The organism is Shinella zoogloeoides, from assembly GCF_022682305.1.
Lineage (GTDB): Bacteria > Pseudomonadota > Alphaproteobacteria > Rhizobiales > Rhizobiaceae > Shinella > Shinella zoogloeoides_B.
In genome coordinates this window covers 3,407,501-3,421,472 of record NZ_CP093528.1, presented here as the reverse complement: position 1 = coordinate 3,421,472, position 13,972 = coordinate 3,407,501, and the positions used below count along the sequence as shown (strand labels likewise).

11 protein-coding genes (1 of these 11 only partly in view) are annotated in these 13,972 nt (G+C 63.9%); 10 read left to right on the top strand and 1 reads right to left on the bottom strand.

The features are described 5' to 3' along the window. Window position 1: 1 nt before the first annotated feature. The 10 genes from MOE34_RS17010 (at window position 2) to clpB (ending at window position 13,625) form a co-directional block, all read left to right on the top strand. Window positions 2-868 carry a carbohydrate ABC transporter permease gene (locus MOE34_RS17010; RefSeq protein WP_242218667.1) on the top strand — a complete coding sequence of 289 codons (867 nt, stop codon included), beginning with the start codon at window positions 2-4 and terminating at the stop codon, window positions 866-868. A gap of 11 nt (window positions 869-879) precedes the next feature. Then, a complete protein-coding gene (locus tag MOE34_RS17005) occupies window positions 880-1,752 on the top strand; it encodes a carbohydrate ABC transporter permease (protein ID WP_242218665.1) in 873 nt (290 codons plus the stop codon). Beyond that, window positions 1,752-2,171: a DUF2160 domain-containing protein gene (locus MOE34_RS17000; RefSeq protein WP_242218663.1), complete on the top strand. Its 420-nt coding sequence runs from the start codon at window positions 1,752-1,754 to the stop codon at window positions 2,169-2,171. Before MOE34_RS17005 ends, MOE34_RS17000 begins: the two co-directional genes overlap by 1 nt. A gap of 77 nt (window positions 2,172-2,248) precedes the next feature. Next, window positions 2,249-3,970, top strand: coding sequence for an ABC transporter substrate-binding protein (locus MOE34_RS16995; RefSeq protein WP_242218661.1), 1,722 nt, complete (start codon window positions 2,249-2,251; stop codon window positions 3,968-3,970). Window positions 3,971-4,189: 219 nt separating this feature from the next. Further along, window positions 4,190-5,464: an aspartate kinase gene (locus MOE34_RS16990; RefSeq protein WP_242218659.1), complete on the top strand. Its 1,275-nt coding sequence runs from the start codon at window positions 4,190-4,192 to the stop codon at window positions 5,462-5,464. Between the two features lie 85 nt (window positions 5,465-5,549). Beyond that, the gene (gene ptsP, locus MOE34_RS16985; RefSeq protein WP_242218657.1) at window positions 5,550-7,817 is read left to right on the top strand and encodes a phosphoenolpyruvate--protein phosphotransferase; all 2,268 of its coding nucleotides are present in this window, start codon (window positions 5,550-5,552) and stop codon (window positions 7,815-7,817) included. 21 nt (window positions 7,818-7,838) lie between these two features. Further along, window positions 7,839-8,921: a peptide chain release factor 1 gene (gene prfA / locus MOE34_RS16980; RefSeq protein WP_242218655.1), complete on the top strand. Its 1,083-nt coding sequence runs from the start codon at window positions 7,839-7,841 to the stop codon at window positions 8,919-8,921. After that, complete coding sequence (gene prmC, locus MOE34_RS16975) at window positions 8,918-9,787, top strand: peptide chain release factor N(5)-glutamine methyltransferase (protein WP_242218653.1); 870 nt, start codon at window positions 8,918-8,920, stop codon at window positions 9,785-9,787. The genes prfA and prmC overlap by 4 nt, the downstream gene beginning before the upstream one ends. A 331-nt stretch (window positions 9,788-10,118) precedes the next feature. Next, a complete protein-coding gene (locus MOE34_RS16970) occupies window positions 10,119-10,763 on the top strand; it encodes a DUF4167 domain-containing protein (RefSeq protein ID WP_242218651.1) in 645 nt (214 codons plus the stop codon). A gap of 255 nt (window positions 10,764-11,018) precedes the next feature. Beyond that, entirely contained in the window at window positions 11,019-13,625 is a 2,607-nt protein-coding gene (clpB, locus tag MOE34_RS16965; RefSeq protein ID WP_242224107.1) for an ATP-dependent chaperone ClpB, read from the top strand. 69 nt (window positions 13,626-13,694) lie between these two features. Here clpB and MOE34_RS16960 read toward each other — a convergent pair whose 3' ends face one another. After that, window positions 13,695-13,972: the 3' end of a M23 family metallopeptidase gene (locus MOE34_RS16960; RefSeq protein WP_242218650.1), read on the bottom strand. 1,675 nt of this gene lie beyond the right edge of the window; 278 of the gene's 1,953 nt are visible here — the last part of the coding sequence; its start codon lies off the right edge, out of view; the stop codon is at window positions 13,695-13,697.

Below are 13,972 nucleotides of genomic sequence, written 5' to 3'. Positions count from 1 at the left end.
GATGAACAAGACCTGGAACAACAAGGCCTGGTTCATGGTCCTGCCCGTCCTGCTGCTCGTCGCCTTCTCGGCGGTGATCCCGCTGATGACCGTGGTGAACTATTCGGTGCAGGACACGTTCGGCAACAACCAGTTCTTCTGGAACGGCGTCGGCTGGTTCTCGGACGTCCTTGAATCCGACCGCTTCTGGCAGGCGCTCGGGCGCAACCTGCTCTTCTCGGGCATCATCCTCGCGATCCAGATTCCGCTCGGCATCCTGATCGCGCTCAACATGCCGAAAAAGGGCCTCGGCGTGCCGGTCTGCCTCGTGCTGATGGCGCTGCCCTTGCTCATTCCGTGGAACGTCGTCGGCACGATCTGGCAGGTCTTCGGCCGCGTCGACATCGGCCTGCTCGGCCGCACGCTCGATGCGCTCGGTATCAATTACAACTATGTCAACAATGTCTTCGACGCCTGGGTGACGCTGATCGTCATGGACGTCTGGCACTGGACGAGCCTCGTTGTGCTCCTGTGCTATGCCGGCCTCGTCTCGATCCCGGAGGCCTATTACCAGGCCGCCAAGATCGACGGCGCCTCGCGCTGGGCCGTGTTCCGCTACATCCAGCTGCCGAAGATGAAGCGCGTCCTGCTCATCGCCTTCCTGCTGCGTTTCATGGACAGCTTCATGATCTATACCGAACCCTTCGTCGTCACCGGTGGTGGCCCGGGCAACTCGACCACGTTCCTTTCGATCGACCTCGTCAAGATGGCGATCGGCCAGTTCGACCTTGGCCCGGCCGCGGCCATGTCCATCATCTACTTCCTGATCATCCTGCTGCTGTCGTGGATATTCTACACGGTCATGACCAGCAGCGACGAACAGGCGTGAGGGAGGAGACCATGACCTCACAGGCAACCACCGCAACCACGCTTCCGACGGGCCTCGCCACCAACGCCGCCAAGGCGGCCGGCAAGCGCGACCTCTCCTGGATCGTGCCGACGCTCTACATCATCTTCCTGATGCTGCCGATCTACTGGCTCGTCAACATGAGCTTCAAGACGAACCAGGAGATCACCGGCGTCTTCTCGCTTTGGCCGCAGCAGCCGACGCTTCGCAACTATGCCGTGATCTTCACCGATCCGGCCTGGTATTCGGGCTATATCAACTCGATCATCTACGTGGTGCTGAACACGGCCATCTCGATTTCCGTGGCGCTGCCGGCGGCCTACGCCTTCTCGCGCTACCGCTTCCTTGGCGACAAGCACCTGTTCTTCTGGCTGCTGACCAACCGCATGGCGCCGCCGGCCGTCTTCGCGCTGCCCTTCTTCCAGCTCTATTCGGCCTTCGGCCTGATCGACACGCACATCGCCGTCGCCATCGCGCACTGCCTGTTCAACGTGCCGCTCGCCGTCTGGATCCTCGAGGGCTTCATGTCGGGCGTGCCGAAGGAGATCGACGAGACCGCCTATATCGACGGCTACTCGTTCCCGAAGTTTTTTGCGAAGATCTTCGTGCCGCTGATCGCCTCCGGCATCGGTGTCGCCGCCTTCTTCTGCTTCATGTTCTCATGGGTCGAGCTGCTGATCGCCCGCACGCTGACGACGACGGACGCCAAGCCGATCGCCGCCACGATGACGCGTACGGTCTCGGCTTCCGGCATGGACTGGGGCGTGCTCGCCGCCGCCGGCGTGCTGACCATCATTCCCGGCGCGCTCGTGATCTACTTCGTCCGTAACTACATCGCCAAGGGCTTTGCCCTGGGGAGGGTCTGATGGCTACCGTCGCCAACCGCAACAACCGCTGGCCGGTCGCGCTCGCCGCCGTGCTCGTCATCTATGCCGTCGTCGCCGGGCTGCTCGTCATGGCGCTTCCCGTTAAGGATGGCGCGCGCGATTGGTTCGCCTCGCTCATTCCGGGCGGCTGGATGGCCTGGTCGTTCCCGACGGCCATGTTCTTCCTGACGATCTTCCTTCTGATCGCGCTGATGGCGGTCTGGGAATATGCCCGGCCGGGCGGTTCCCCGCGCGTCGGCATCCTGCGCTTCGAGACGACCCGCGGCGACCGGCTCTTCGTGTCGCTGCTCGGCTCGGCGTTCATTCATCTCGCATGGCTGGGGCTTGTCGGCCCCAACCTGTGGTGGGCTCTTGCCTTATCCGTGGTCTACGCCATCGGCGTCTTCCGCTTCGTGTAAGGCAAAGGAAATGGAGGCCCCGGGGAGACAATAGGGGCCTTCGCACTTGCAATCGCAAACCCCAAGGGAGGACTAAAATGCGAAAGCAACTTCTGACGACGACGGCAGTCATGCTGCTGGCGTTCACCGGTTCCGCATTCGCGGACATGGATGCCGCCAAGAAATTCCTGGATACGGAGATCGGCGACCTGTCCTCGCTGGACCGCGCCAGCCAGGAAAAGGAAATGCAGTGGTTCGTCGATGCGGCCAAGCCGTTCGCCGGCATGGAGATCAAGGTCGTATCGGAAACGATCACCACGCATGAATACGAATCGAAGGTCCTTGCGCCGGCCTTCACCGCGATCACCGGCATCAAGATCACGCACGACCTGATCGGCGAAGGCGACGTCGTCGAAAAGCTCCAGACGCAGATGCAGTCGGGCGAGAACATCTATGACGGCTACATCAACGACTCGGACCTGATCGGCACCCACTGGCGCTACAACCAGGCCCGTCCGCTGAGCGACTTCATGGCCAATGAAGGCAAGGACGTCACCAACCCGAACCTCGACATCGACGACTTCATCGGCAAGTCCTTCACGACCGCGCCGGACGGCAAGCTCTACCAGCTTCCCGACCAGCAGTTCGCGAACCTCTACTGGTTCCGCTACGACTGGTTCAACGACGAGAAGAACAAGGCCGACTTCAAGGCGAAGTATGGCTACGACCTCGGCGTTCCGGTCAACTGGTCCGCTTACGAGGATATCGCCGAGTTCTTCACCGGCCGCGAGATCGACGGCAAGAAGGTCTATGGTCACATGGACTACGGCAAGAAGGACCCGTCGCTCGGCTGGCGCTTCACCGACGCCTGGCTCTCGATGGCCGGCAACGGCGACCGCGGCATCCCGAACGGCCTGCCGGTCGACGAATGGGGCATCAAGGTCGATGAGAAGTCTCGTCCGGTCGGCTCGTGCGTCGCCCGCGGTGGTGACACCAACGGCCCGGCTGCCGTCTACTCGATCCAGAAGTACCTCGACTGGATGAAGGCCTACGCACCGGCAGCCGCCGGCGGCATGACCTTCTCGGAAGCCGGTCCGGTTCCCGCGCAGGGCGAGATCGCGCAGCAGATCTTCACCTACACGGCGTTCACCGCCGACTTCGTGAAGCCCGGCCTGCCGGTCGTCAATGAGGATGGCACGCCGAAGTGGCGCTTCGCTCCCTCGCCGCATGGCGTCTACTGGAAGGACGGCATGAAGCTCGGCTATCAGGACGCCGGTTCCTGGACGCTCATGAAGTCCACCCCGGACGACCGCGCCAAGGCCGCCTGGCTCTATGCGCAGTTCGTGACCTCCAAGACCGTCGATGTGAAGAAGAGCCATGTCGGCCTCACCTTCATCCGTCAGTCCACGCTCGACCACAAGTCCTTCACGGACCGTGCGCCGAAGCTTGGCGGCCTGATCGAGTTCTACCGTTCGCCGGCCCGCCTGCAGTGGTCGCCGACCGGCACGAACATCCCGGACTATCCGAAGCTGGCCCAGCTCTGGTGGCAGGCGATCGGCGATGCCTCTTCCGGCGCCAAGACGTCGCAGGAAGCCATGGACTCGCTGTGCGCCGAGCAGGAGAAGGTGCTGGAGCGCCTGGAACGCGCCGGCGTTCAGGGCGATATCGGCCCGAAGCTTGCCGAGGAGCACGACATCGAGTTCTGGAACAAGGATGCGGTCGCGAAGGGTAACCTCGCTCCGCAGCTCAAGATCGAGAACGAGAAGGAAAAGCCGCAGACCGTCAACTACGACGAACTCGTCAAGAGCTGGCAGAAGTAATCGGCAAGGCCGCAGGCGGATTTCTCGCCCGCGGCCCATCGATATCCGATCCCTCTGGCCCGCGTGCCGAAAGGCGCGCGGGTCTTTTCGTCCGGTGAACCGTACCGATTGGTACACTTTCGGAAAGCCATGCATTGCGCAGCGCGGGGTCTTCCGCTAAGAGACCCCGCGGTTTCTCCCGCGCGCTCGCGCGAATATCGAAAATAGCGGTACACAGACATGGCACGCATCGTGATGAAATTCGGCGGAACGTCCGTCGCTGACCTCGACCGTATCCACAATGTCGCCCGTCATGTGAAACGCGAGGTCGATGCCGGCCACGAGGTCGCCGTCGTCGTCTCGGCCATGTCCGGCAAGACGAACGAACTGGTCGCCTGGGTGCAGAACATGCCGAAGGTGACGGGCGCAAGCTCGCCCTTCTACGATGCGCGCGAATATGACGCCATCGTCGCCTCGGGCGAACTCGTCACCGCCGGCCTGCTTGCCATCGCGCTCCAGTCGATGGGCGTCAACGCCCGCTCCTGGCAGGGCTGGCAGATCCCGATCCGCACCGACAACGCGCATGGCGCGGCCCGCATCCTCGACATCGACGGCGCGGAAATGGTCCGCCGCATGGGCGAGGGCCAGGTCGCCGTCGTCGCCGGCTTCCAGGGTCTCGGCCCGGACAACCGCGTCGCCACGCTCGGCCGCGGCGGCTCGGACACATCCGCCGTCGCCATCGCCGCCGCCGTCAAGGCGGACCGCTGCGACATCTATACCGACGTCGACGGCGTCTACACGACCGACCCGCGCATCGAGCCGAAGGCCCGCCGCCTGAAGAAGATCGCCTTCGAGGAAATGCTCGAAATGGCGTCCCTCGGCGCGAAGGTTCTCCAGGTGCGCTCGGTCGAGCTTGCCATGGTGCACAAGGTACGCACCTTCGTTCGCTCCTCTTTCGAGGATCCCGATGCGCCGGGCATGGGCGATCTTCTGAACCCGCCCGGTACGCTGATTTGTGATGAGGATGAGATCGTGGAACAGGAAGTCGTAACCGGCATCGCCTATGCCAAGGATGAAGCGCAGATCTCGCTCCGCCGCGTCGCCGACCGGCCGGGCGTTTCGGCCGCGATCTTCGGCCCGCTGGCCGAGGCCCATATCAATGTCGACATGATCGTCCAGAACATTTCCGAGGACGGCTCGAAGACCGACATGACCTTCACCATCCCTTCGGGCGACATGGAGAAGGCGATCAAGGTTCTCGACGGCGCCAAGGAGCAGGTCGGCTTCGACGTGATCCAGCACGAGACCGGCCTCGTGAAGGTCTCGGTCATTGGCATCGGCATGCGCAGCCATGCGGGCGTCGCCGCCTCGGCCTTCCGCGCGCTTGCCGAGAAGGGCATCAACATCAAGGCCATCACCACCTCCGAGATCAAGATCTCCATCCTGATCGACGGCCCCTATGCGGAACTCGCCGTTCGGACTTTGCATTCCGTCTACGGTCTCGATAAGAAGTAAGGACCGGCCGAGTCGGCGCCGATCCTGTGATCTCCGGCGCTATCCGCGCCGGTGGGGTAACGTCATTTTCGGGAGACGCCACGCGATGAGAGACCTCTCCGCGGGTCCGCGCGTTCTTCTCAAGCGGCTGCGCGAGTTGATGGCGGAGCCGCTCGAGCCGCAGGAGCGCCTGGACCAGATCGTGCGCCAGATCGCGCAGAACATGGTCGCGGAAGTGTGTTCCGTCTATGTGCTCCGCTCGGACGGCATCCTCGAGCTCTATGCGACCGAAGGCCTCAATCCCGGCGCCGTCCACCTTGCCCAGCTCAAGATGGGGCAGGGCCTCGTCGGCACCATCGCCGCCTCCGCGCGGCCGCTGAACCTTTCCGACGCCCAGTCGCATCCCGCCTTCACCTATCTCCCTGAGACGGGTGAGGAAATCTATCACTCCTTCCTCGGCGTGCCGATCCTGCGCACCGGCCGGGCGCTCGGCGTTCTCGTCGTACAGAACCGGGCGAGCCGCACCTATCGCGAGGATGAGGTCGAGGCGCTCGAGACGACGGCGATGGTGATCGCCGAGATGGTGGCGACGGGCGAGCTGAAGAAGCTCACCAAGCCCGGCCTCGAACTGGATCTTTCCCGCCCCGTCGCTATCGAGGGGTCGAGCTTCGGCGAAGGCATCGGCCTTGGCTATGTCGTGCTGCACGAGCCGCGCATCGTCGTCACGAATCTGCTCAACGAGGATTCCGAGCATGAGCTTGGCCGGCTGGCCGAGGCTTTGGGTTCCTTGCGCATTTCCATCGACGACATGCTGTCGCGCCGTGAGGTGTCGATGGAGGGCGAGCACCGCGAGGTGCTGGAAACCTACCGCATGTTCGCGCACGACCGTGGCTGGGTGAGGAAGCTCGAAGAGGCGATCCGCAACGGCCTGACGGCGGAAGCGGCGGTTGAGCGGGTGCAGAGCGAGACCAAGGCGCGCATGATCCGCCTGACGGATCCGTACCTGCGCGAGCGCATGCACGATTTCGACGATCTGGCGAACCGCCTGCTGCGTCAGCTCACCGGCTATGGCGCGAAGCTTTCGGCCAGCAGTTTCCCGAACGACGCCATCGTCGTCGCGCGCGCCATGGGCGCGGCGGAACTGCTCGATTATCCGCGCGAGAACGTGCGCGGCCTCGTGCTGGAAGAGGGTGCGGTGACGAGCCATGTAGTGATCGTCGCGCGGGCCATGGGCATTCCGGTGGTCGGCCAGGCGGCCGGCGCGGTGGCGCTGGCGGAAAACGGTGATTCCATCATCATCGACGGGGACGACGGGCGGGTGCATCTGCGACCGCTGCCCGATCTGCAGCGCTCCTACGAGGAAAAGGTGCGGTTCCGCGCCCGCCGGCAGGAACAGTACCGGGCGCTCAGGGCGGTCGATCCGGTGACGAAGGACGGCCGCGCGATCAATCTGCAGATGAATGCCGGCCTTCTGGTCGACCTGCCGCATCTCAACGAATCCGGCGCCTCGGGCATCGGCCTTTTCCGCACCGAACTCCAGTTCATGATCGCCTCGACCATGCCGAAGGCGGAGGAACAGGAAGCCTTCTATCGCAACGTGCTGAAGCATGCGGGCGGGCGTCCGGTGACCTTCCGCACGCTCGATATCGGCGGCGACAAGGTGGTGCCCTATTTCCGGGCGGCGGAGGAAGAGAATCCGGCGCTCGGCTGGCGCGCCATCCGCCTGTCGCTCGACCGGCCGGGCCTCCTGCGCACCCAGCTTCGCGCCATGCTGCGTGCTGCGGCCGGCAACGATCTTCGGCTGATGCTGCCGATGGTGACCGAGGTTTCCGAGCTGAAGGAGGTCCGCGATCTTCTCCAGAAGGAAATCCAGCGCCAGTCGAAGCTCGGCGAACAGTTGCCGAAGAAACTGCAGTTCGGCGCCATGCTGGAAGTACCGGCGCTGCTCTGGCAGCTCGACGAGCTGATGGCCGAGGTCGATTTCGTCTCGGTCGGCTCGAACGATCTCTTCCAGTTCGCCATGGCCGTCGACCGCGGCAATGCCCGCGTTTCCGACCGTTTCGACACGCTCGGCCGGCCGTTCCTGCGCATCCTGCGCGATATCGTGCGGGCCGGCGAGCGCAACGACACGTCGGTGACGCTCTGCGGCGAGATGGCGAGCAAGCCGATTTCCGCCATGGCGCTTCTCGGCATCGGTTTCCGCTCCGTCTCCATGTCGCCGGCGGCGATCGGGCCGGTGAAGTCCATGCTGCTCTCGCTCGATGCCGGCAAGCTGGAATCGCTGCTGATGCCGGCGCTCGACGATTTGCGGCCGACGGTTTCCATCCGCCGGATTCTCACTGACTTTGCGGCCGAGAACGGCATCCCGCTTTAAAGACCTGACTGGAGTTGAACGGTGGCGAAGCTTCCCGTTGAAAAGATGCGCGAACTCGAACGCCGTTTCGGCGAGATCGAGGCGCGCATGTCTGCGGGGCCGGATTCGGAGACCTATGTGCGCCTTGCTTCGGAATATTCCGAGCTTCAGCCCGTCGTTGCCAAGGTGCGCGAATACGAGAAGGTCAACGGAGAGATCGGCGATCTTGAAACGCTGCTTGCCGACAAGGCGACCGACCGCGAGATGCGCGACCTTGCGGAAATGGAACTGCCCGATTTGAAGGAGCGCCTCGAAGGCCTCGAGAAGGAGATGCAGATTCTGCTTCTCCCCAAGGATGCCGCCGACGAGAAGAGCGCGATCCTCGAAATCCGTGCCGGCACGGGCGGCTCCGAGGCGGCGCTGTTCGCGGGCGATCTCTTCCGCATGTATGAGCGTTATGCAGCGGCGCATGGCTGGAAGGTGGAGGTCATCTCCTCCAGCGAAGGCGAGGCCGGTGGTTTCAAGGAAATCATCGCGACGATCACCGGTCGCGGCGTCTTCGCCAAGCTGAAGTTCGAATCGGGTGTGCACCGCGTCCAGCGCGTACCGGAAACGGAAGCGAGTGGACGCATCCACACCTCCGCCGCGACGGTGGCCGTGCTGCCGGAAGCCGAGGAAATCGATATCGAGGTCCGGGCCGAGGATATCCGCATCGACACGATGCGCTCCTCCGGCGCGGGCGGCCAGCACGTGAACACGACGGACTCGGCCGTGCGCATCACGCACCTGCCGACCGGTCTTGTCGTCACCAGCTCGGAAAAGTCGCAGCATCAGAACCGCGCCAAGGCCATGCAGATCCTGCGCTCGCGGCTCTACGACATGGAACGCCAGCGCGCCGACAGCGAGCGCTCGGCGGACCGCAAGAGCCAGGTCGGCTCGGGCGACCGTTCGGAACGTATCCGCACCTACAATTTCCCGCAGGGCCGCGTCACCGATCACCGGATCAACCTGACGCTCTACAAGCTCGACCGGATGATGATCGGCGAAATCGACGAAGTGGTCGATGCGCTGGTGGCGGATTATCAGGCCGGCCAGTTGGCGCAGCTCGGCGAACAGGGCCGATGAGCGGCGCGACGCTCGCCGGGGCATTGGCGGCCGCGCGGCGCCGGCTCTCCGAGGCGGGTATCGCGGATGCCGCGCAGGATGCGCGGCTGTTGATCGCCGGTCTTCTGAAGCTCTCGTCAACCGCTTTCGTCATCGATGGCGGACGTCCGCTCGACCCGTCCGAACAAGCGCTGATCGACGATGCGCTGACGCGCCGCGCGGCGCGTGAGCCGGTGCATCGCATCCTTGGCCATCGGGCCTTTTCGCGGCTCGATCTCATGCTCTCGCCCGAGACGCTGGAGCCTCGGCCGGATACCGAAATCCTCGTCGATACGCTCGTGCCTTACGCGCAGCGGATGGTTGCGGGCGGCGGCTGCCGCATCCTCGATCTCGGCACGGGAACCGGGGCGATCTGCCTCGCCTTGCTCGACCTCGTGCCCGGCGCGACAGGCGTGGGCGCCGACTATTCGGCAGGCGCCCTTGAAACGGCTCGGCGCAATGCCGACATCAATGGGGTCGCCGACCGCTTCGAGACGGTCGAGAGCGACTGGTTTGCAGCCGTGGCCGGCGTATTCGACATCATCGTGTCAAATCCGCCCTATATCGTCCGCTCCGTGGTCGGAACGCTGGACGAGGACGTCCGGCTCTACGACCCGATCCTGGCACTGGATGGTGGAGAAGACGGGCTGGATGCCTATCGGGCCATCGCGGCCGGGGCGAGCGATCACCTTCGGGAAAACGGCCTGGTGGCCTACGAGATCGGCTATGACCAGAAGGAGACCGTTACCGCGATCATGCGCAAAAACGGTTTTGCACGCATAGAGGCGGCGCAGGACCTCGGTGGCAACGACCGCGTCCTCGTGTTTTCCAGGGAAGCGTCTGCGTAGGATTTGCTGCATGGCCGCAGCAAATTACGCAACCGCAAAGAAAAGGCTTGGAATTGTGAGGGAAGCGGGATAGTTTGCGGCCACGCACTGGGCAAGAGGTCATGCGAAAGGGATTCGCTCCCGCATGACCCGATCGCGAGGATTGCTCTCTCGAAGAGTTGCTAGGGTTGAAGACTGCCCTGTGCGGGTACCTGTTAATTTGACGTCTTACGGCGACAGGACCACCGACCGGCGTGGTTTGCCCGCAGGTAAGGATGCTTGATCTGGCGTGTCCCGATCAAGCCTGCAGACACATGAATCATCAAGACACGATACGTTAGGTGAGTGACATATGAGGCCAGGACAGCAAAACAAGCGCGGCCGCGGGCGTAATAACAATAACAACAACAATAATAACAACCACAACAACCACCGTAAGGGTGGCAATCCCCTGACGCGGACCTACGACAGCTCGGGTCCGGACGTGAAGATCAGGGGCACGGCCCAGCACATCGCCGAGAAATATTCCGCGCTTGCCCGCGACGCCCAGAGCGCCGGCGACCGGGTCATGGCGGAAAACTATCTGCAGCATGCCGAGCACTACAACCGCATCATTGCCGCCGCCCAGGCGCAGATGCAGGAGCGCTTCCCGCGTGACGACCGTTCCGACAATGGCGAGCGCAGCGATTTCAACGATCGCGACGGCTACGACCGCGATCAGGACGAAATCGATTCGACCGCCCTCGACGAGCCGGCACCTGCTGCCGCTGCCGTCGAGCAGCCCGTTGTCGACGGTTCCGGCCCGCAGCCGGTGATTGAAGGCACGCCGGCCGAAGTGGCGCTCGACGAGGACGCTCCGGCCGCCGGCCGCGCGCCGCGCCGCCGCAATGCCGCCCGCCCGCGCCGTCCGCGTCGCGGCGAAGGCCAGGCCGCCGAGGGTGATGGCGAACAGCCGTCCGGCGGTGACGCCCCGGCGCTGGAAGCCGCTTCCGAATAAGCGGAAATCCTTTTGGGATATCGAAGAACCCGGCCTTGTGCCGGGTTCTTGCGTTTCGGCAAGCCCTCGGAAAAATGTGCTTCCGCGCGCTCCACGCTCCCTTTAATTCCGAAAGTTCCTCCACCATATTCGCTTCAGGCGGTTGGCCGGTCGCATGGCCGGGCACCCGCACGAATGAGGGCTTGCCTTGATGGGAGCCCTATCCTGAATCGTCGACCGGTGCCTGATGGGCCGGCCGAGTTATGGAGGCAGATGATGAATATCGAAAAATACTCCGAGCGCGTTCGCGGCTTCCTGCAATCCGCCCAGACCAAGGCGCTTGCCGATGGCAATCCGCAGTTTGCGCCCGAGCATGTTCTGAAAGTGCTGCTCGATGACGAGCAGGGCATGGCCGCCTCGCTGATCGAGCGGGCGGGCGGCAATGCGCGCGAAGCGCGGATCGCCAACGATGCCGCCCTCGCCAAACTGCCGAAGGTTTCCGGCGGCAATGGGCAGGTCTATCTCGCCCAGCCGCTTGCAAAGGTCTTCTCCACCGCGGAGGAAGCCGCCAAGAAGGCTGGCGACAGTTTCGTCACCGTCGAGCGCCTGCTGCTTGCGCTTGCCATCGAGAAATCCGCCGCGACGTCCGATGTCCTCGCCAAGGCCGGCGTAACGCCGACTTCGCTCAACCAGGTCATCAACGACATCCGCAAGGGCCGCACCGCCGACACGGCGAGCGCGGAGCAGGGCTTCGATTCGCTGAAGAAGTTCGCCCGCGATCTCACCGCCGATGCGCGCGAAGGCCGCCTCGATCCGGTGATCGGCCGCGACGATGAAATCCGCCGCACGATCCAGGTCCTGTCGCGCCGCACCAAGAACAACCCCGTCCTCATCGGTGAACCCGGCGTCGGCAAGACCGCCATCGCCGAGGGCCTTGCGCTGCGCATCGTCAATGGCGACGTGCCGGAAAGCCTGAAGGACAAGAAGCTGATGGCGCTCGACATGGGCGCGCTGATCGCTGGTGCGAAATATCGCGGTGAATTCGAGGAGCGCCTGAAGGCCGTGCTTGCCGAAGTGCAGGCGGAAGACGGCGAGATCATCCTGTTCATCGATGAGATGCACACGCTGGTCGGCGCCGGCAAGGCGGATGGGGCGATGGACGCCTCGAACCTCCTGAAGCCCGCGCTTGCCCGCGGCGAGCTGCACTGCGTCGGCGCGACCACGCTCGACGAGTACCGCAAGCATGTCGAGAAGGATGCGGCCCTTGCCCGCCGGTTCCAGCCTGTCATGGTGGACGAGCCGACCGTCGAGGACACGATCTCGATCCTGCGCGGCCTCAAGGAAAAGTACGAGCAGCACCACAAGGTCCGAATCTCCGACTCGGCCCTCGTTGCCGCCGCGACGCTTTCCAACCGTTACATCACGGATCGCTTCCTGCCGGACAAGGCCATCGACCTGATGGACGAAGCCGCCTCGCGGCTGCGCATGCAGGTCGATTCCAAGCCGGAAGAGCTCGATGAACTCGACCGCCGCATCATCCAGCTCAAGATCGAGCGCGAGGCCCTGAAGAAGGAGACCGATCGTTCGTCGCAGGATCGTCTCGAAAAGCTCGAGATCGACCTTGCCGCGCTGGAAGAGGAAGCCGATGCGCTCACCGCACGCTGGCAGGCTGAGAAGTCAAAGCTCGGCCGCGCCGCCGATCTCAAGCGCCAGCTCGACGAGTTGCGCAACGAGCTGGCCATTGCCCAGCGCAAGGGAGAGTTCCAGCGCGCCGGCGAGCTTGCCTATGGCATCATTCCGAAGCTCGAAAAGGAGCTTGAGGAAGCCGAAGGCCGTGATGCGAGCGACATCGATCCGATGGTGCAGGAGGTCGTGACCCCCGACAACATCGCCCATGTGGTCTCCCGCTGGACGGGCATTCCCGTGGACAAGATGCTGGAAGGCGAGCGCGACAAGCTGCTGCGCATGGAAGACGAACTCGGCAGGTGGGTCGTCGGTCAGGGCGATGCCGTCCAGGCTGTCTCCCGCGCCGTCCGCCGCGCCCGCGCCGGCCTGCAGGATCCGAACCGGCCGATCGGCTCGTTCATCTTCCTTGGGCCCACCGGTGTCGGCAAGACGGAACTGACGAAGGCGCTCGCCCGCTTCCTCTTCGACGACGAGACGGCGATCCAGCGCATGGACATGTCGGAATATATGGAGAAACATTCCGTTGCCCGGCTGATCGGCGCGCCTCCCGGCTATGTCGGCTATGAGGAAGGCGGTGCGCTTACCGAATCCGTCCGCCGCCGGCCCTATCAGGTCGTGCTGTTCGATGAGATCGAGAAGGCGCATCCGGATGTCTTCAACGTGCTGCTGCAGGTCCTCGATGATGGCCGCCTGACCGATGGCCAGGGCCGCACCGTGGACTTCCGCAACACGATGATCATCATGACCTCGAACCTCGGCGCCGAATACCTGACGGCGCTCGGCGAGAACGAGGACAGCGATACGGTTCGCGACCAGGTGATGGATGTCGTCAAGATGGCGTTCCGGCCGGAGTTCCTGAACCGTGTCGACGAGATCATCCTGTTCCATCGCCTGCGGCGGTCGGAAATGGGCGCGATCGTCGATATCCAGCTGGAGCGCCTGCGCAAGCTGCTGGTGGATCGCAAGATCGTCCTCGATCTCGACGAGGAGGCCGTGCACTGGCTGGCCGAGAAGGGCTACGACCCGGTCTATGGTGCGCGTCCCCTGAAGCGGGCGATCCAGAAGCACCTTCAGGACCCGCTGGCGGAGAAGATTCTTGCCGGGGAGATTCCGGACGGATCGACCGTCAAGGTCACGGCCGGTTCCGACCGGCTGCTCTTCGCGCCGCGCAACGCGGCGGTGAACAGGGCGGCCTGATAGGGGATTGCCCTGGAAAAAGAAGCGCGGGTCGAGGCCCGCGCTTTTTGCATTCGGAAGTGCCGGCTGTCAGTGCGTTTCGGCGACCTGTGTCGCGTCGCCGCGTCCGAGCAGGTCGTCGATGCGCTGGCGCTCCACCTCGAACTGCGCGAGGGCCTTGCCCTCCAGCGATTTACCGCCCGGCAGGCGGATTTTCAGTGCGTCCACCTTGTTGCCGTTGACGATCAGCTCGTAGTGAAGGTGCGGGCCGGTTGACAGGCCGGTCGTGCCGACGAAGCCGATCACCTGACCCTGGCGAACCTTCACGCCCGGCTTGATGCCCTTGGCGATGGCGCTCTGGTGATTGT